This is a genomic window from Stenotrophomonas sp. 10N36 (assembly GCF_056395005.1).
In genome coordinates this window covers 499453-517940 of the sequence record NZ_JBFTIS010000001.1, presented here as the reverse complement: position 1 = coordinate 517940, position 18488 = coordinate 499453, and the positions used below count along the sequence as shown (strand labels likewise).

11 protein-coding genes and 3 tRNA genes are annotated in these 18488 nt (G+C 67.7%); 8 read left to right on the top strand and 6 right to left on the bottom strand.

Annotation, left to right across the window (positions count from 1 at the left end; translation table 11 throughout):
- Positions 1 to 2: 2 nt before the first annotated feature.
- Entirely contained in the window at positions 3 to 1589 is a 1587-nt protein-coding gene (gene emrB, locus AC1DCJ_RS02445; protein ID WP_137189016.1) for a multidrug efflux MFS transporter permease subunit EmrB, read from the top strand.
- Positions 1590 to 2221: 632 nt separating this feature from the next.
- Here emrB and AC1DCJ_RS02440 read toward each other — a convergent pair.
- Both AC1DCJ_RS02440 and AC1DCJ_RS02435 read right to left on the bottom strand, forming a co-directional pair.
- Positions 2222 to 2308: transfer RNA gene (locus AC1DCJ_RS02440), tRNA-Leu, on the bottom strand.
- Positions 2309 to 2495: 187 nt separating this feature from the next.
- Positions 2496 to 2582 (bottom strand) — tRNA-Leu (locus tag AC1DCJ_RS02435).
- A gap of 155 nt (positions 2583 to 2737) precedes the next feature.
- Here AC1DCJ_RS02435 and AC1DCJ_RS02430 point away from each other — a divergent pair.
- Entirely contained in the window at positions 2738 to 3424 is a 687-nt protein-coding gene (locus tag AC1DCJ_RS02430) for a glutathione S-transferase family protein (RefSeq protein WP_478069994.1), read from the top strand.
- 59 nt (positions 3425 to 3483) lie between these two features.
- On the opposite strand, the gene AC1DCJ_RS02425 is transcribed toward AC1DCJ_RS02430, so the two are convergent.
- Positions 3484 to 3570: transfer RNA gene (locus tag AC1DCJ_RS02425), tRNA-Leu, on the bottom strand.
- An 86-nt stretch (positions 3571 to 3656) separates the two neighbouring features.
- On the opposite strand from AC1DCJ_RS02425, the gene rnr reads away from it, so the two are divergent.
- From rnr to rlmB, 3 genes are all read left to right on the top strand, one after another.
- Positions 3657 to 6167, top strand: a complete 2511-nt coding sequence (gene rnr / locus AC1DCJ_RS02420) for a ribonuclease R (RefSeq protein ID WP_478069993.1) — start codon at positions 3657 to 3659, stop codon at positions 6165 to 6167.
- Positions 6168 to 6360: 193 nt separating this feature from the next.
- Positions 6361 to 6819: a GFA family protein gene (locus AC1DCJ_RS02415; RefSeq protein WP_478069992.1), complete on the top strand. Its 459-nt coding sequence runs from the start codon at positions 6361 to 6363 to the stop codon at positions 6817 to 6819.
- Positions 6820 to 6924: 105 nt separating this feature from the next.
- The gene (gene rlmB, locus AC1DCJ_RS02410; RefSeq protein ID WP_038689409.1) at positions 6925 to 7671 is read left to right on the top strand and encodes a 23S rRNA (guanosine(2251)-2'-O)-methyltransferase RlmB; all 747 of its coding nucleotides are present in this window, start codon (positions 6925 to 6927) and stop codon (positions 7669 to 7671) included.
- A gap of 596 nt (positions 7672 to 8267) precedes the next feature.
- Here rlmB and AC1DCJ_RS02405 read toward each other — a convergent pair.
- Genes AC1DCJ_RS02405 through AC1DCJ_RS02395 form a run of 3 tightly spaced genes read right to left on the bottom strand, consistent with a single transcriptional unit; the run spans position 8268 to position 12909 of the window.
- On the bottom strand, positions 8268 to 9707 hold the full coding sequence (locus tag AC1DCJ_RS02405; protein WP_478069991.1) for a TolC family protein: 1440 nt from the start codon (positions 9705 to 9707) through the stop codon (positions 8268 to 8270).
- The gene (locus tag AC1DCJ_RS02400) at positions 9704 to 11674 is read right to left on the bottom strand and encodes a MacB family efflux pump subunit (RefSeq protein WP_478069990.1); all 1971 of its coding nucleotides are present in this window, start codon (positions 11672 to 11674) and stop codon (positions 9704 to 9706) included. Before AC1DCJ_RS02400 ends, AC1DCJ_RS02405 begins: the two co-directional genes overlap by 4 nt.
- Positions 11671 to 12909 (bottom strand): efflux RND transporter periplasmic adaptor subunit, encoded by a 1239-nt coding sequence (locus AC1DCJ_RS02395; protein ID WP_137189021.1) that lies wholly within the window; start codon positions 12907 to 12909, stop codon positions 11671 to 11673. Before AC1DCJ_RS02395 ends, AC1DCJ_RS02400 begins: the two co-directional genes overlap by 4 nt.
- A gap of 201 nt (positions 12910 to 13110) precedes the next feature.
- On the opposite strand from AC1DCJ_RS02395, the gene AC1DCJ_RS02390 reads away from it, so the two are divergent.
- The 3 genes from AC1DCJ_RS02390 to AC1DCJ_RS02380 all read left to right on the top strand — a co-directional run bounded on the left by AC1DCJ_RS02390 (position 13111) and on the right by AC1DCJ_RS02380 (position 18415).
- Positions 13111 to 13839: a response regulator gene (locus AC1DCJ_RS02390; protein WP_137189022.1), complete on the top strand. Its 729-nt coding sequence runs from the start codon at positions 13111 to 13113 to the stop codon at positions 13837 to 13839.
- Positions 13836 to 15239 carry an ATP-binding protein gene (locus tag AC1DCJ_RS02385; protein ID WP_320488370.1) on the top strand — a complete coding sequence of 468 codons (1404 nt, stop codon included), beginning with the start codon at positions 13836 to 13838 and terminating at the stop codon, positions 15237 to 15239. The genes AC1DCJ_RS02390 and AC1DCJ_RS02385 overlap by 4 nt, the downstream gene beginning before the upstream one ends.
- Before the next feature lie 152 nt (positions 15240 to 15391).
- Entirely contained in the window at positions 15392 to 18415 is a 3024-nt protein-coding gene (locus AC1DCJ_RS02380) for a two-component regulator propeller domain-containing protein (RefSeq protein ID WP_478069989.1), read from the top strand.
- Positions 18416 to 18488 lie beyond the last annotated feature (73 nt).

Here is an 18488-nt window from a genome sequence, read left to right as displayed (position 1 = left end):
CCATGTCCGCCCAAGCTCCAGCCGCGCCCGGCACTCCGGGCGCACCGGCGGCGCCCAGTGCGGCCGCCGGCTTCCTGCCACCGAGCGTGGCCCTGTGCACCGTGGGCCTGGCGATGGCCTCGTTCATGCAGGTGCTCGACACCACCATCGCCAACGTGTCGCTGCCCACCATCGCCGGTAACCTCGGTGCGAGTTCGCAGCAGGCCACCTGGGTAATCACCTCGTTCGCGGTGAGTACCGCGATCGCGCTGCCCCTGACCGGTTGGCTCAGCCGCCGCTTCGGCGAACGCAAGCTGTTCGTCTGGGCGACGCTGGCGTTCGTGATCACCTCGCTGCTGTGCGGCCTGGCCCAGAGCATGGGCATGCTGGTGCTGTCGCGCGCGCTGCAGGGCTTCGTGGCCGGTCCGATGTACCCGATCACGCAGTCGCTGCTGGTTTCGATCTACCCGCGCGAGAAACGCGGGCAGGCGCTGGCGCTGCTGGCGATGATCACGGTGGTGGCACCGATCTGCGGCCCGATCCTGGGCGGCTGGATCACCGACAACTACAGTTGGGAATGGATCTTCCTGATCAACGTGCCGTTGGGCATCTTCGCGGCGATGGTGGTGGGCAGCCAGTTGAAGGGCCGCCCGGAGCAGACCGAAAAGCCGAAGATGGATTACGTCGGCCTGATCACGCTGGTGATCGGTGTGGGCGCACTGCAGCTGGTGCTCGACCTGGGCAACGATGAGGACTGGTTCGCTTCGACCAAGATCGTGGTGCTGGCCTGCGTGGCGGTGGTGGCGCTGGCGGTGTTCCTGATCTGGGAGTTGACCGACAAGGATCCGATCGTCGACCTGAAGCTGTTCCGGCACCGCAATTTCCGCGCCGGCACGCTGGCGATGGTGGTGGCGTATGCGGCATTCTTCAGTGTGTCGCTGCTGATCCCGCAGTGGTTGCAGCGCGACATGGGCTACACGGCGATCTGGGCGGGCCTGGCGACGGCGCCGATCGGCATTCTGCCGGTGATCATGACGCCGTTCGTGGGCAAGTACGCGTCGCGGTTCGACATGCGGATGATCGCGTCGTTCGCGTTCGTGTTCCTGTCCTTCACCAGTTTCATGCGCTCGGACTTCAACCTGCAGGTGGACTATGCCCACGTGGCAGGCGTGCAGTTGATCATGGGTATTGGCGTGGCATTGTTCTTCATGCCGGTGCTGCAGATTCTGCTGTCGGACCTGGACGGTCGCGAGATCGCGGCGGGGTCGGGGCTGGCGACGTTCCTGCGTACGCTGGGCGGCAGTTTCGCGGCATCGTTGACGACGTGGCTGTGGGCACGCCGGACGCAGGTGCACCACGCGGATCTGACCGAGCACATTTCGGCGTATCAGCCGGGCATGCAGGACCAGGTAGCGGCGATGGGGCAGGGCAACCTGCAACAGGGGGCGGCGGCGCTGAACAACATGATCAACCACCAGGCGTCGCAGATGGGCTTCAACGACATCTTCTTCCTGCTGGGCTGGATCTTCCTGGCGATCATCGCCTTCCTGTGGCTGGCCAAGCCGCCGTTTGGTGCAGGGGCGGGTGCAGCGTCGGCCGGCGGGCATTGATCCGCGTCTGATCTGAAACGAAAAAACCCCGTCGAAAGACGGGGTTTTTTTTTGTGGGGTGCTGGTTAAGAGCAAGAGCAGGGCAACAGCAGAGCAACAGCAACAGCAACAGCAACTCATTTGTACTGCCACTGGCTTGGTCGGGTACGGGTGGATTGTCGGGACACGCCGCAAGTACGTCCTTGTAGGCTCGTTCGCGCCATCCATGGCGCTCTACGGTCCCGCCAACCCACCCGTACCCGCCCTTGAAAGTGAGTCGGTGCGTAATGAAGAGCCAACAGCTCAGCAGCTCAACAGCTCAACAGCTCAACAGCTCAACAGCTCAACAGCTCAACAGCTCAGCAGCCGAGAGGCTGTGAAGCCGAGACGTGTGTGGGTTCGCGGGACCGTTGGGCGCCATGGATGGCGCTCACGAGCCTCCAGGGATGGATTCACGGCGTGTCCCGCGAACCCACACACCCCCGACCACCCCGTCGCAAGCGCACAACCAATGCTCCGGCTCCGGCTCTGGCTCTGGCTCTGGCTCTGGCTCCGGCTTCAGCTCTTGCTTTAGCTTCTAAAAAAAACAACCCCCCCCCAAACCCCAGACATGAAAAAACCCGCTTGCGCGGGTTTGATCATTGTCTGAGTCATGGTGCCCAGGAGAGGACTCGAACCTCCACGAAGTTGCCCCCGCTAGCACCTGAAGCTAGTGCGTCTACCAATTCCGCCACCTGGGCGACTCAGGAGGAGAATTCTGCGGGAGAACCACCAATGTGTCAACAGCATGTCGCGGAAAATTTCTATCGTCGCGCACTGCCGGATCATCGCCCTGCATGGCGGCCGAAGCGTGCATGCCACACGCAGAACATCGAACCGCAGAAACGAAAAAACCCGCTTGCGCGGGTTTGATCATTTACCGAGTCGTGGTGCCCAGGAGAGGACTCGAACCTCCACGAAGTTGCCCCCGCTAGCACCTGAAGCTAGTGCGTCTACCAATTCCGCCACCTGGGCGACTCAGGAGGCGAATTATGCGGAAGCAATACAGGGCTGTCAATGCATCCTGACCCCGTATCCGCACTGAGTGCATCGGCCGGTGGCGCGGCGCGGCTTGACCCCGGCGGTGGACCCTGAAAATACTCGGCCCTACCCGGCAGCAAGGCGTTCCCATGGAAACCCCGATCCTGCATTTCCATCCACTGTCCTCGTGCTGCCAGAAGGTACTCATCGCCGCCCACGTCCTGGACGTGCCGCTGGACGCGCGGCTGTTGAACCTCGGCGACCCGGTTGAGCGCGCGGCGTTCCGGGCGCTGTGGCCGCTGGGCAAGATGCCGCTGCTGGTCGAGCAGGGCAGGCCCATCGGCGAAACCAGCATCATCATCGAGCACCTGCAGCGCCATCATGCCGCCGACGGGCCGCGGCTGATTCCGCAGGATCCGGCGCAGGCGCTGGAGGTGCGGTTCTGGGACCGGATCTGCGACCTGTATGTGATGACGCCGATGCAGGCGCTCACCGCCGCCTTGTTGCAGCCTGCCAGCGACGCCGGTGGCGCGACGACCGCCGCCGCCCGCGCGACGCTGCTGAACAGCTATGCGCTGTTGGACCGGCAGGTGGACGGGCGGCGCTGGTTGGCGGGCGAGGCGTTCACCCTGGCCGATTGCGCTGCGGCGCCGGCGCTGTTCTATGCGGTGGCCTACGTGCCAGTGCCGGATGCGCACGCGGCGCTGTCTGCCTATGTGGAGCGGCTGATGGCGCACACCGCGGTGGCCGCAGTGATCGACGCGGCCCGGCCCTGGTTCAAGCACTTCCCCGGGCGAGCGGGACTGGCGCGCCGCTATTACGATCCGGATGCCTGATCAGCAGACCCCGGAAACGAAAAAACCCGCTTGCGCGGGTTTGATCATTGTCTGAGTCATGGTGCCCAGGAGAGGACTCGAACCTCCACGAAGTTGCCCCCGCTAGCACCTGAAGCTAGTGCGTCTACCAATTCCGCCACCTGGGCGACTCAGGAGGCGAATTGTGAAGATGCCGCCGGGGCTTGTCAACGGTTTTGTTAAATTTCTTCACAAACCTGCATATGCCGCGCCCATGACCGGTTCTGCACACTGTCAGCGGTTACCATGGAGGCCAATGAAACCAAAGAAACCGACCCAGGGCGCGAAAGCCCCCAAGTCCCCGGCGCCCAAGCAGGCTGCCGGTCCGTCGGGCAAGCCCCGCGCTGCCGCCAAGAAGGCCGGCAAGCTGCCACCGTGGATGCCCGAATCAATGAACACCCCAGCGCCGCCGCGCGGTGGCAAGCGGTCCGGCCCCAAGCCGGATGCCGGCGCGCCGATCCCGACCCGTCGCCGCCCGCATCCCACTGCTACCGACATGAATGTGATTGATCCCCATGCCGCGCGTGAGGCCGAGCGCTATGCGCAGCCGATCGCCAGCCGCGAAGCCATCCTGCAGCTGCTTGACCGCTGCGACGGCCCGCAGACCGCCGAGGAAGTCGGCATCCACCTCGGCCTGACCGAACCGGACCGCGCCGACGCGCTGGGCAAGCGCCTCGGCGCGATGGTGCGTGATGGCCAGCTGGTGCAGAACCGCCGCGGCGGGTTCGCCCCGGTGCAGGCCACCAACCTGATCACCGGCGTGGTCATCGCCAACCCGGAAGGCTTCGGCTTCCTGCGTCCGGTGGAGGGCGGGGACGACCTGTTCCTGCCGCCGTATGAAATGCGCAAGGTCATGCACGGCGACCGCGTGCTGGCCAACGTGACCGGTATCGATCGCCGCGGCCGCCGCGAGGGCAGCATCGCCCGCGTGCTCGAGCGCGGCATGACCCGCCTGATTGGCCGCTTCAGCGTCGAGTTCGGCATCAATTACGTGGTGCCCGACGACAAGCGGGTACAGCGCAACGTGCAGATTCCGCCGGACCAGATCGGCGAGGCCCGCGACGGCCAGCTGGTGGTCTGCGAGCTGACCCAGGCCCCGGATACCCGCCGCCCGCCGATCGGCCGCATCATCGCGGTGCTCGGCGACAAGCTGACCGCCTCGCTGATCGTGGAAACCGCGATCCACGGTCATGAACTGCCGTTCGAGTTCCCGCAGGAGGTGCTCAACGAGGCCGCCTCGGTACCGCTGGTGGTCGAGCCGGCCATGCTGGGCAACCGCGTGGACCTGCGCAGCACGCCACTGGTGACCATTGACGGTGAAGACGCCAAGGACTTCGATGACGCGGTGTTCTGCGAACCGAATGCCGAAGGCTTCCGCCTGGTGGTGGCCATCGCCGACGTGTCCAACTACGTCCGCCCCGGCACGCCGCTGGATGACGAAGCGCAGAAGCGCGCCACCTCGGTGTATTTCCCGGGGTTCGTGGTGCCGATGCTGCCGGAGACGCTGTCCAACGGCATCTGCTCGCTGATGCCCAAGGTCGACCGCATGTGCTTCGTCTGCGACATGCAGGTGAACCGCGACGGTGAGGTGATTCATTCGCGCTTCTACGAAGCGGTGATGAATTCGCATGCCCGCCTGACCTACAACCAGGTCTGGCAGGCGGTCGGTGAGAACGACCCGGCGGTGCGCAAGGAAATCGCTGCGGTGCTGCCGCAGGTCGAGCGCCTGCACCAGCTGTACAAGGTGCTGGCCAAGGCCCGTACCAAGCGCGGCGCGATCGAGTTTGAATCCTCTGAAGTGCGCTTCGTGCTGGACAACACCGGCGAAGTGACCCAGGCCGGCATGCTGGTGCGCAACGACGCGCACAAGCTGATTGAAGAATGCATGATCGCCGCCAACGTGCAGGCTGCGCGCTACCTGCTGCACAAGCAGGTGCCCGCGCCGTTCCGCGACCACGCCAAGCCGCCGGAAGCCAAGTACGACGACCTGCTGGAGTTCCTGAAGGAATTCAAGCTGAGCCTGCCGCCGTGGTCGAAGGTGCAGCCGGGCGATTACACCAAGCTGCTCAAGAAGGTGCGCGAGCGTCCGGACGCGGCGCTGCTGGAATCGGTGCTGCTGCGCAGCCAGAGCCTGGCGGTGTATTCGCCGGACAACCAGGGCCACTTCGGTCTGTCGCTGGACGCGTACGCACACTTCACCTCGCCGATCCGCCGCTATCCCGATCTGCTGGTGCACCGTGCGATCAAGCATGCGCTCAGTGGCGCACCGGCCGAGAAGTACACCTACTCGCCGCGTGAGATGGCCGCGCTGGCGCTGCAGTGCTCCGAACGCGAGCGCCGGGCCGACGAGGCCGAGCGCGAAGTGGACGAGCGCTACCGCGCCGCGTGGATGGAAAAGCACGTGGGCGGCCAGTTCGAGGGCGTGATCAGCGGCGTGACCAGCTTCGGCCTGTTCGTGGAACTGGACGAATCCAAGGTCAACGGCCTGGTCCACGTGACCCAGCTGCCGCACGACTATTACCAGTTCGACGCCACCCGCAAGACGCTCAGCGGCGAACGCCGTGGCAAGGCTTACCGCCTGGGCGACCGCGTGCGGATCCTGGTGCTCAAGGCCAGCATGGAAGAGCGCAAGATCGACTTCCGCCTGGTCGAAGAGCAGGGCGACGAGGTGGCCGAACAGCCGCCGCGCGGCCAGCCGGCCAAGCGCAAGAAGCAGAAATACTGAAAGACGGGCGTACCGGCTATCGGCCGGTACGCCACGGCCGCCCTGCCGGTGCGGCCACACCAAGACGGGGGGTACCGACCGTCATCCGGTGGGTACCGACGGTTATCTGGTGGGTACCGACTGTTATCCGGTAGGTACCGACCGTTGGTCGGTACGCCTCAACCGGACCCCCACCCTGATTCGGAGCGCGCCCATGCCCGACCTCCCCGAATACAGCGGCGGCTGCCAGTGCGGCGCCATTCGCTTCCACGTCCGCGGCGAACTCACCGACAGTTCGATCTGCCATTGCCGGATGTGCCAGAAGGCCTTCGGTGCCTATTACGCCCCCTTGGTCTCCGTCCGCACCGTCGACTTCAGGTGGACCCGGGGCGAGCCACGCCGCTTTGCCTCCTCCAACCTGGTCCAGCGCGGCTTCTGCCCCGACTGCGGCACCCCGCTGACCTACGAAGCGCCCGACGGCATGGCCATTGCGGCCGGTGCCTTCGACGAACCCGCGCGCCTGCCGCCCACCGTGCAGTACGGCACCGAGGCCAAGCTGCCGTTCGTGGACACGCTGGCGTCGCTGCGCGTGATCCGTGACCAGGATGACCCCGAGATGGCCCTGCTGCAGGGCCTGGTCAGCCACCAGCACCCCGACCACGACACCCCCTGACGGTGCCGCGCCCAGGGGTGAGGCCCCCGGCGTGAACGCCCGGCAGGGCAGGCGGGGCCTCGATGCTCTACCATTACCACCCCCTGTACCGGTCGTGCCCCCGCAATGAGCAAGCAAAGCCAGTGGATCGTCGGCGTCAACGCTGTCGCCTCTTCGATCGAGAACGATGCCGAGAACGTCCGCGAGGTGCTGATCGAGGCCAGCGCGAAGAATCCGCGGCTGGTGGAGATTGAAGAGAACGCGCGCCGCAAGGGCATCGACGTGCGCAAGGTCAACACCCAGGCGCTCGACGGCGTGGGCGGCTCGGTACGCCACCAGGGCGTGGCCGCGCGCTACCAGGCGGCACGCACCTACGGTGAGAACGAACTGGAAGGCCTGGTCGAGGCGGCCGAGGGCAAGGCCCTGCTGCTGATCCTCGACGAGGTGCAGGACCCGCACAACCTGGGCGCCTGCCTGCGCAGCGCGGCGGCCGCCGGTGCCACCGCGGTGATCATTCCCAAGGACAAGTCGGCCACGGTCAACGCGACCGTGCGCAAGACCTCGGCCGGTGCGGCCGACCGCATCCCGGTGGTGGCGGTGACCAACCTGTCGCGCTGCCTGAAGGACCTGCAGAAGCTGGGCGTGTGGATCTACGGCCTGGCCGGTGAAGCCACCGCGTCGCTGTACTCCATCGACCTGAAGGGCAACGTGGCGCTGGTGCTGGGCGGCGAAGCCGACGGCCTGCGTCGCTTGACCCGCGAGAACTGCGACGGCCTGGTCAAGATCCCGATGCCGGGCGACATCGAAAGCCTCAACGTCTCCGTCGCCACCGGCGTGAGCCTGTTCGAGGCCGTCCGCCAGCGCGGCCTGTAACCCCCGCACGCGCGCGGCGCCGAACGGCAGCCGACCAACGGTCGGCTCTACCCGGCGGGGTCACCGCGTGCCGCTGCATCTTCGCAATCCCGGAATAGGTAGAGCCGACCGTTGGTCGGCTAGCGCGCAACGCGCGGTGCTTGAAGGCAGCCGACCAACGGTCGGCTCTACGCGGTGGGGTCACCGCGTGCTGCTGTGTCGTCGCGATCCCGGAATGGGTAGAGCCGACCGTTGGTCGGCTAGCGCGCCACGCGAGGTGCCTGAGGGCAGCCGACCAACGGTCGGCTCTACGCGGTGGGGTCGCCGCGTGCTGTTGCGTCGTCGCGATCCCGAAATGGGTAGAGCCGACCGTTGGTCGGCTAGCGTGCGGCGCGCGGTGCTTGAAGGCAGCCGGCCAACGGTCGGCTCTACCCCGGTCGGGTCGCCGCGTGCTGCTGTGTCATCGCGATCCCGGAATGGGTAGAGCCGACCGTTGGTCGGCTACCGCGCAACGCGCGCTGCTTGAGGGCAGCCGACCAACGGTCGGCTCTACACGGTGGGGTACCCGCGCGCTGCTGCGTCGTCGCGATCCCGGAATGGGTGGACCCGACCAGGGATCAGCCTGCGCTGCCGCCCAATGCCTTGAACAACGTTACGTCGTTGATCAACTGCCGTTGCCTCACCGAGGCCAGCGACAGTTCGGCATCGCGCCGGGTCTGCTGCGCTTCCAGCCAGGTGCGCAGGTCGGTGGCGCCGACCCGGTAGCGCACTTCGTACATCCGCTCGATCGCGACGGCTTCGTCGTAGGACGCCTGCGAGGCGGCCACCTGCGTGGCGAACTGCGTGCGTGCGGACAGGGCGTTGTCCACCTCCGACAGCGCGGTGTACAGCGTGCGACGGAAGCCGTTGGCGGCGATCTGGTAATCGGTACCGGCCAGCCGGGTGTTCAACTGCGCCTGGCGCACGTTGAGGAACGGCAGCGACAGCCCCGCCCCTAAGGTGGCGACCGGGTTCTTCAGCACGTCCGACAGTGAGGTGGCGCCGGTACCGACGCTGCCGGTCAGGCTCAGCGCCGGGTAGTACTGGGTGGCGGTCACCTTGATGGTCTTCAGGCTGTTGCGCAGGCGCAGTTCGGCCGCGCGCAGGTCCGGACGGCGGCCGAGCAGATCGGCCGGCAGGCCTTCGGCGACCACCGGGCTGCCCACACGCGCCAGCTGCTGCGGCTCGTCGGCCAGTGCCAGCGGCTGCCCATCCAGCAGCACCGTCAACGCATTGCGCGCGGCAACGCGCTGCTGCTCCAGTGCACTCTGCGCGGCGCGCTGGGCCTCCAGGCTCTGGGCAGCCTGGCGCACTTCCAGCCGCGACACCGCACCGGCATCGAAGCGGGCCTGGACCAGCTCGCGGGTGCGCTGCAGGCGTTCGAGGTTGGCTTGGCCGGCGGCGATGGACTGGTTGAGGAAGGCCAGCGTCCAATACTGCGTGGCCACGTCGCTGATCACCAGCAGGGCGGTGTTCTGCAGGTCCTCCTGGCTGGCCTTGGCCTCCCACTGGGCGATGTCGCGTTGGGTGCGCAGGCGCCCCCAGAGGTCGATCTCCCATTGCAGCGACACGCCGGCCGAACTGCCGCGGTTCCAGTCCGCGCTCTGGTCGATGGGGCGGTTGCCGCTGCTGCTGACGCTGCCCGAGGGCTGCGGCCACAGCGCGTTGTCGGCGAGCCCGGCCTGCAGGCGCGCGCGCTGCACGGCCAGCCCGGCCGAGGCCAGGTCCGTATTGGCGGCCAGGGCGCGGTCGATCACGCGGTCCAGGCCGGGGTCACCAAACTGGGTCCACCAGGCATCGCGGCGGACATCGGCCGTCGCCGCATGCGGTTGTTCGGTCACCGCCTCGGTGGGGGTGTTCAAGGCGGCATCGCCACGGCCGTAGGTGGCCGGGACCGCCGGTGCATCGATCGGGTAGCGGCCGGTGCTGACACAGGCCGACAAGGCCAGTGCGGTCACGCAGGCCAGGACCAGTGGACGCAGCGAAGCGGGGTGCAGCAGAGCAGGAGAAATCTTCATTCGCGCGCCAGCGCCTCCACGGGATCAAGTTGGGCGGCATTACGCGCCGGAAGGAAGCCGAACGCCACGCCGATCAGGCTGGAGCAGGCAAACGCAGCGACGATCGACGCGGTCGAGAACAGCATCTGGAAGTCCGGCGCGAATTTGCCGAACAGCCAGCCGACCACCAGCGACAGCCCGACGCCTAGCAGCCCACCGAGCAGGCAGACCAGCACCGCCTCGATCAGGAACTGCTGGCGGATGTCGCTCTGCCGCGCGCCGACGGCCATGCGCACGCCGATCTCGCGGGTCCGCTCGGTCACCGAGACCAGCATGATGTTCATCACGCCGATGCCACCGACCAGCAGCGCGATCGCGGCGATCGCACTGATCAGCAGCGTCATCGTGCGGGTGGTCTGCTCGATGGTCTGGCGGATCTCGGCGCTGTTGCTGAGGAAGAAGTCCTCGGTGCCATGACGCATGATCAACAGCTTGGAAATTGCCGACTGCGCGGCATCCATCGGGGTGGCGTCATCCACGCGCACCGTGATGCTGGACACATGGCTCTGGCCCAGCATGCGCGACATCACCGTGGTGTAGGGCACCCACAGGCTCAAGCTGGTACTGCCACCAAAGCCGAAGCTCTGCCGCTGGGCCACGCCGACCACGCGCACCGGCACGTTGCCGAGCAGGATCACCTGGCCCACCGGGTCTTCGCCGTTGGGGAAGAACTGGGTACGGGTGTTCTCATCGATGATCGCCACCTGGGCCAGGCTGCGCACCGCGTCGGTGTCGAAGAAGCTGCCGGCGATCAGGGTGACGCCCTTGACCCGGAAGAACTGCTCGCCCACGCCGTTGACCTGCGCGGTGGCCGATTGATTGCGATAGCGCGCAGTCACTGACGAAGACACACTGGGCGTGGCGCTGTCGATGTAGCTCTGACGGCCCAGCGCATCGGCGTCGCTGGCCTTGAGGGTCTGCACCCGCGCCGAGCGCATGTCGCCGAAACCGCGGCCGGGATACACGTCGATGGTGTTGGTGCCCAGCGCGCTGATGTTCTGCAGGATCTGCTGCTGCGAGCCATTGCCCATCGCCACCACCGAGACCACCGAGGCGATGCCGATGATGATGCCGAGCATGGTCAGAAAGGTGCGCAGGCGGTGGGCATTCATCGCCAGCAGGGCCATGCGGAACGCTTCGGTGAAGCGATCACGCGCGGCCCTCCAGCTGTGGCCCTTGCCGGCAGCCACAGTGGGCTGGCGCTGGGCGCGGTAGCGCGGCGCATTCGGATTGATCCGGTCGGCGATGATCTCGCCATCCCGGATCTCGATGATGCGCTGGGCGTGTTCGGCCACGCTCATGTCGTGGGTGACGATGATGATGGTGTGGCCCTCGGCATGCAGCTCGCCGAGGATGCCCATCACTTCTTCGCCGGATTTGGTGTCCAGTGCGCCGGTCGGCTCATCGGCGAGGATCACCTCGCCACCGTTCATCAGCGCCCGTGCGATCGACACGCGCTGCTGCTGGCCACCGGAGAGCTGGCCGGGTTTGTGGTTCATGCGGTCGCCCAGCCCGAGCCGCTGCAGCAGCTGCTCGGCACGCGCGGTACGCACCGGGCCGGGGCTGCCCGCATACACCGCCGGTACGGCCACGTTGCCGCGTGCGTCCAGATCGCCGAGCAGGTGGTAGCGCTGGAAGATGAAGCCGAAATGTTCGCGGCGCAGCTCGGCCAGTTCGTCCGGTTCCATGCGGCCGGTCTCGCGGCCGGCCACCTGGTAGCTGCCGCGCGTGGGCCGGTCCAGGCAGCCGAGGATGTTCATCAGCGTGGACTTGCCCGAGCCGGACTGGCCGACGATGGCGACGATCTCGCCGGCGGCGATGTCCAGGTTGACGTCGCGCAGCACCGCGATCGTTTCATCGCCGGCCGGAAATTCGCGGCGCAGGTCGCGCAGGCGCAGCAGCGGCGTGCCGGTGGATGCCGGGGTCATCGACGCGGTCCGCCCATGCCCGGGCCGCCGATCCGTACCTGCCCACCGCGGCCGCCACTGCCGCTGCCGCCGGCCGCCGCGCCGCCTTCACCCACCACCACCTTCTCGCCTTCCTTCAGCCCGGACAGTACTTCGGCCGTGGCGCCGTTGTTGATGCCGATCTTGACCTTGCGCGGCGTGGGCATGCCGTCGGCATCGGCCACGCGCACCATGTACTGGCCATCGCGCGTCTTCGGGCCGAGGGCCACGGCCGGAATGGTCAGCACGCCCTTGGCCTGCTTGAGCATCACCGACACCTGTGCGGTCATGTCGATGCGCAGCGTGCCGTCGGGGTTTTCCACGTCGAACAGTGCGTTGTAGTACACCGCGCTGCTGGCGCTGGAGCTGGACGAACTGGAACTGGACGAACTGTCGTTGGCGATCGACGACGGTGCCGGGTTCACCTGGCGCAGGGTGGCGTGGTACTTGCGGTCCGGCTCGCCCAGCGTGGTGAAGTACACCGGCATGCCGGCCTTGATCTTCACCACGTCCGCCTCGGACACCTCGGCGTTGACCGTGACCAGGTCCAGCCGCGCCAGCATCACGATGGTCGGTGCGGTCTGGTTGGCGTTGACGGTGCGGCCTTCCTCAGCCACCACCGCGACCACGGTGCCGTCCATCGGCGCGATGATGCGGGTATAGGCCAGGTTGGCGCGGGCGGTGCCCAGTTCGGTTTCGCGGCCCTTGATCTGCGCGTCGTAGGACTGGATCTGGGCACGCGCGGTTTTCAGCTTGGCGTCGGCGGCGTCGTACTCGGCGCGCGAGGTGGCCTCGGCGGCGAGCATCTGCTGCTGGCGGGCGAATTCCAGTTCGGCTTCCCGCAGGCTGGCCTGCTGCACCGAGCGCTGGGCCTTGACCTGGTCCAGCGTGGCCTGTGCGTTGAGCACCTGGTTCTCCTGGGTGGTGGCGTCGATCTCGGCGATCAGGTCGCCCTGCTTGACGCTATCGCCCAGCTGCACCTTCAGCGACTTGATCTGGCCCGAGGCCTGCGCGCCCACGCTGACCAGCTTGTAGGCGTCGATCACCCCGGTGGCTTCCACGGTCTGTTCGATGTCCCCACGGCTGACCGGCGTGGTGGCCAGGGCCGGTGCGGCCGGCTTGCGCAGGCTCCATGCGACAATCGCACCCAGCACGGCAATCACGATGATCAACAGCAGCACACGGCCGCGACGGGTGGTGGGCAGGCGGGGCTTCACGATGATCGTCTACTCGGCAGGCCGGCGTGCGGCGTTGTCAGCATTGTGAAGACCGCTCGGCGAAGGCTCAACACTCGCCATGTGTCGCGGCGTAACCAGACCGGGGCGGGTGTGTGTCGTTGTGTGTCTGTGGCGGCCTTTGAAACACGTGTACGTAAACCACTGGATGCGGTTCAGCTCCCGACAGGGGATCATGGACGCATGGAGACTCCCAACCCGATGCATCGACTGCTGATCGTCGACGACGACAACGACATCCGCCAGCTGCTGGCCGAACAACTGGGCCGTGCCGGCTACCAGGTGAGCACGGCCGGCGATGGCCATGGCATGCGCCAGGTACTCGAACGCGAGCACGTGGACCTGATCGTGCTCGACCTCAACCTGCCGCGCGAAGACGGACTTACCTTGTGCCGCGACCTGCGTGCGCGCTCCAACACGCCGGTGATCATGCTTACCGCGCGCAGCGAGCCGATCGACCGCGTGCTCGGCCTTGAGATGGGCGCCGACGATTACCTGGGCAAGCCCTTCGAGCCCCGCGAACTGCTGGCGCGCATCCGCAACGTGCTGCGCCGCACCGAAGCGCTGCCGGCCAACCTGGAGCCACTGGCCATTCGCCGTGCCCGGTTCTCGCACTGGATCTTCGACCTGGAGCATCGCCACCTGCTCGATCCCGATGGCCGTGTGGTGGTGCTGTCCGGGGCGGAGTTCCGGTTGCTGCGGGTGTTCGTCGGGCACGCCAACAAGGTGTTGTCGCGCGAGCAGCTGGTGGCGCTCAGCAGCGGCCGCAGCTATGAGTCGCAGGACCGCGCGATCGACCTGCAGGTGAGCCGGCTGCGCAACAAGCTGGCCGACGACGGCGGCAGCGACGGCTTGATCAAGACCGTGCGCAACGAAGGGTATGTGCTGGCCACGGCAGTGACCCTGGAATGAACCGCCTGCGCCGGTTCTTCGCCTCCATGGTGGGGCGCCTGTTCGTGATCCTGCTGCTGGGCATGAGCGTGGCCGCGATCGGCGCGACGATGCTGGCCAGTTCGAAGCGCCAGCAGGAGTTCGAGCGGCAGAACCTCAACCGCATCGCCGACCGCCTGCAGGGCTACGTCAACCTGCTTGATGGCAACCCCGAGCTGCGTGATCGCCTGCTCGACAGCGGTGGCCCCAGCGTGCGGCGGCTGCCGCGCGGTGCGCGGGTAGGGCGCCCGGACGCGGCCTTGATGGAGGTGCTGGAGGATCGCCCCGGGGCGGTGTCGAGCAGCCAGGTGGCCTTCACCTCGTTCCGTTCCTGCCTGCCCATGTTGCCCGAGCTGCCGCACCCGAAGAAGCCGCGCAACGGCCCGCCGCGTGAGCGCGACCCGGCCTTCATTCCGCCCCGATGCCGCATGGTGTCGCTGCGCCTGAGCGACGGTACGCCGCTGCAGCTGGCCCTGGATTCGCCCGCGGTGGCCCACAACGGCATCCTGGCGGTGGACCCGCTGTTCCTGACCCTGCTGGTGCTGGCCATCGCGGTGCTGGCCTATATCGTGGCGCGCATGGCCAGCGCGCCGCTGCAACGCCTGGCCGCGGCCGCCGCTGCACTGGGCGATGATCTGCAGGGCGCGCCGATGCCCGTGACCGGGCCGCTGGAAGTCCGGCGCGCCGCAGAAGCGTTCAATGCCATGCAGAAGCGCCTGCAGCGCCACCTTGGCGAACGCACCCAGATGCTGGCGGCGATCACCCATGACCTGCAGACCCCGGTTACCCGGCTGCGCCTGCGGCTGGAGAACGTCGCCGATGAAGCGCTGCGCGAGCGCCTGGTGGGCGACCTGGCCGCGATGCAGGCGCTGATCCGCGAAGGCCTGGAGCTGGCGCGCAGTGCCGAAAGCGCCGAACAACGCGCGGCGCTGGACCTGGACTCGCTGCTGGAAAGCATCGTGGAAGACGCCGGCGAAGCCGGTGCCGACGTGCGCTTCGAACACCCCAGCGGGGCGGTGCTGATGCTGCGCCCGTTGGCGATGCACCGGTTGTTCTCCAACCTGGTCGACAACGCGGTCACCTACGGGCAATCGGCGCGGGTCAGCGTGGAGCAGGATGCCGAGCGGGTGATCGTGCGGATTCGTGACAGCGGCCCCGGCCTGCCGGAAGAAGAGCTGGAAGCGGTGTTTGATCCGTTCGTGCGGCTGGAAACCTCGCGCTCGCGCGAGACCGGCGGCGCCGGGCTGGGCCTGACCATCGCCCGCGCCCTGGCCGAAAAGGACGGCGCGCGGCTGCTGTTGCGCAACCATCCGCAGGGCGGGCTGGAGGCGGTGGTGGAATGGCCGGCCACGTTGCGCGTGGGGACCTGGCGCCCGGGCTGAGCTTCTCGACACAAACACGCGCGGTTTTGCCTACTATGGGCAACTCCCCCCGCGTTTTCCCGCATGAGCGTGTCTTTCCCCGACGGTTGCCCCACCGGTGCATCGCCGCCCGCCGCGCGGCGCCCAGGCTGTTTTCCGGCCGGTCCCCACGGATGAACCCAGGGGGGCGCGGGAGCCGGTGGCGGCCGGTACATCGACAGTTGACCCGGTGTCTTGGCACGGCCGTGTTGTGGCTGTGCCTGCTGTGTGCGCTGCCGTCCACGGTAGGGGCACAGGACGGCCCACCGCCGCTGCGCGACTACGCCATCGACGTGTGGACCTCGCGCAATGGCCTGCCGCACAACTCGTTGCGCGACATTGCCCAGACCCCCGAAGGCCACCTCTGGTTCGCCACCTGGGAAGGGCTGGTGCGCTACAACGGCCTGGATTTCACCGTCTTCGACCGCAGCACCCGGCCGGGCCTGCGCGACAACGGCGTGGGCGCGTTGCTGGTGGACCGCAGCGGTGGGCTGTGGATCAGTGATTCACGCGGCAACGTGACCCGGCGCGGCAGCGACGGGCGCTGGCAGGTCTACGAACACCAGCCCGGTACGCCGCAGGTGCTGATCCAGGCCATGCAGATGGACAGCCATGGCCGCCTGTGGCTGCTGTACGAAGGGCAGGGCATCGGCAGCCTCGCCCCGGACGGTCGCATCGAGTACCAGAAGCCGCCGGCCGGTGTGCCGATGGCGATGAGCTTCACCAAGCTGGTGGTGGACGCGCAGGACCGGGTCTGGGTGGGCACCCTGGACGGGCTGGTGGTGCGCGACACCGACGGCGTGCTGCGCCGTGCGCCCGAAAGTTTCGGGCTCGGGCACGGCCTGGTGTGGCCCTACCGCGGGCCGGACGGCGTGGTCTGGATCGTGGCCGGCGAACGCATCTACCGCATGCAGGATGGCGTGCCGCAGTTGCAGCACCGCCTGCCCGGGGTGATGCACATCACCGCGATGCTGCAGGATCGCCATGGCGACCTGTGGCTGGGCACCGAGAATCAGGGCCTGCTGCGGCTGTCGCGGCATGGCCTGGAGCGCCTGCCCACCGGGCTGTCGCTGCCCGGCGGGCGCGTGGTGAGCCTGCGCGAGGACGCCGAAGGCAGCATCTGGGTGGGCGCCAACGGTGGCCTGTACCGGCTGCGCGAAACCTTGTTCAGCAGCTTCACCGAACGCGACGGGCTCAGCGGCGACTACATCCGCACGGTGCTGGAGGACCAGCAGCGGCAGCTGTGGATCGGCAGTGCCAGCGGCCTGGACCGGCGCGATGCACAGGGCCGTTTCTCGCCGGTGGCGCTGCGCAACAGCGGCGGCAAGACACCCTCGGTGCTCAGCCTGGCCCAGGACCACGAGGATGATCTGTGGGTCGGCACGTTCGGCGACGGGGTGTTCCGGCTGGATGCCCAGGGCCGCACCGTGCGCAACTACGGCACCGCCGATGGCCTGCCCGGCGGCAACATCCGCGCCATCAGCGTGGACCGCGCGGGCGTGGTCTGGGCAGGCACCCAGAAGGGCGTGGTGCGCATCGATGAGCACGGCGTGGAAGTGCCACGTGCGCCGGGCATGCCGGGCGGCCTGATCACCGCCCTGGCCCACGACGCCGACGGCGCCTTGTGGATCGGCACCATCGAGGGCATCCGCGTGCTGCGCGGCAACCGCGTGCAGAGCATCGACCTGGCGCCGCTGGGCGGCGGTCGCAGCGTGTTCGGCTTCCAGCAGGTGGGCGACGCGATGTGGGTCAGCAGCGACCGCGGCCTGTACCGCTGGCAGGACGGCCGCCTGGCACGGGTCGGGCTGGAGCAGGGCATGCCGGTGGACACCGTGTTCCAGCTGGTGCCCGACCGCATCGGCAACGTCTGGATCAGCAGCAACCGCGGCGTGCTGCGCACCGACATGGCGATGCTCAACGAGGTGGCCGATGGCCGCGCCGCGCGGGTCGAGGTGGAGCATTACAACGAGATCGACGGCATGGCCAATTCGCAGGCCAACGGCAGTTCCGGCCCGTCGGCCATCCTGCGCCAGGACGGCACGTTCTGGGTGGTTACCGCGGGCGGCCTGAGCATGGTCGACCCGCTGCGCCTGCAGCGCTTCCGCGAGCGGCTGGCGCCGCCGGCGGTGATCGAAAGCGTGCAGGTCGATGGCAAGCCGCTGCACTGGCAGGGCGAGAACCACAACAGCATTCCCGGTGGACGCCGGCTCAGCGTGAGCTATGTGGGCCTGAGCTACCTGATGTCCGAGCGGATCCGCTACCGCACCCGCTTGGCCGGCCTGGACAAGGGCTGGATCGAGCGCGGCCAGCAGCGCAGCGTGGAGTTCATCGGCCTGCCGCCGGGCGATTACACCCTGCACGTGTCCGCCGCGCATCCCGGCGGCAGCTGGGGCGACAGCGAGGCGGTGTGGGAATTCACCGTTGAACCGTTCCTGTGGCAGCGCCGCAGTGTGCAGGTGGTGGCCGCGCTGCTGCTGTTGGGCGGTCTGATCGGGTTGTACCTGTACCTGATCCACCGCTACAAGGCCAGCAACGTGCGCCTGGCGCAGATGGTGGACGAAGCCACCCGCGACCTGCAGGCGCAGACGGTGAACCTGCAGGCGTTGAACCAGGAAAAAACCGAACTGGCCGACCGGCTGGCGGTGCAGGCCGAGCAGTTCGGCCGGCAGGCACGCGAAGATGCCTTGACCGGGCTGCCCAACCGGCGGGCGTTCGATGAGGCACTGGCACGCGACTTCGCCCGGTCCCAACGCAGCGGCCACCCCCTGTGCCTGGTGGTGCTGGACATCGACCACTTCAAGGAGGTCAACGACCAGCACAGCCACAGCGTGGGTGACGTGGTGCTGGTGGAAGTGGCGCGCGTGATCGCCTCGGCCTGCCGCGATTCGGACATGCCCGCGCGTACCGGCGGCGAAGAGTTCACGCTGCTGCTCAACGACACCCGCCTGGCCGAAGCGGCGCAGGTCTGCGCGCGCCTGCGCGGGCTGTTCCATGATCATCCGGACTGGGCCGGCGTGCCGGGCCTGAAGGTGACTTTCAGCGCGGGGCTGGTGGAACTGGACGCCGCCGACCGCACCCCGATGCTGCTCTACCAGCGCGCCGACCGCGCGCTGTACCGGGCCAAGAGCGAAGGCCGCGACCGCACCGCAATCGGGTAGAGCCGACCGTTGGTCGGCTGTTCGCGGTGCGTGGCATACAGGCGGTTGTCGCGAAGAGCAGCCGACCAACGGT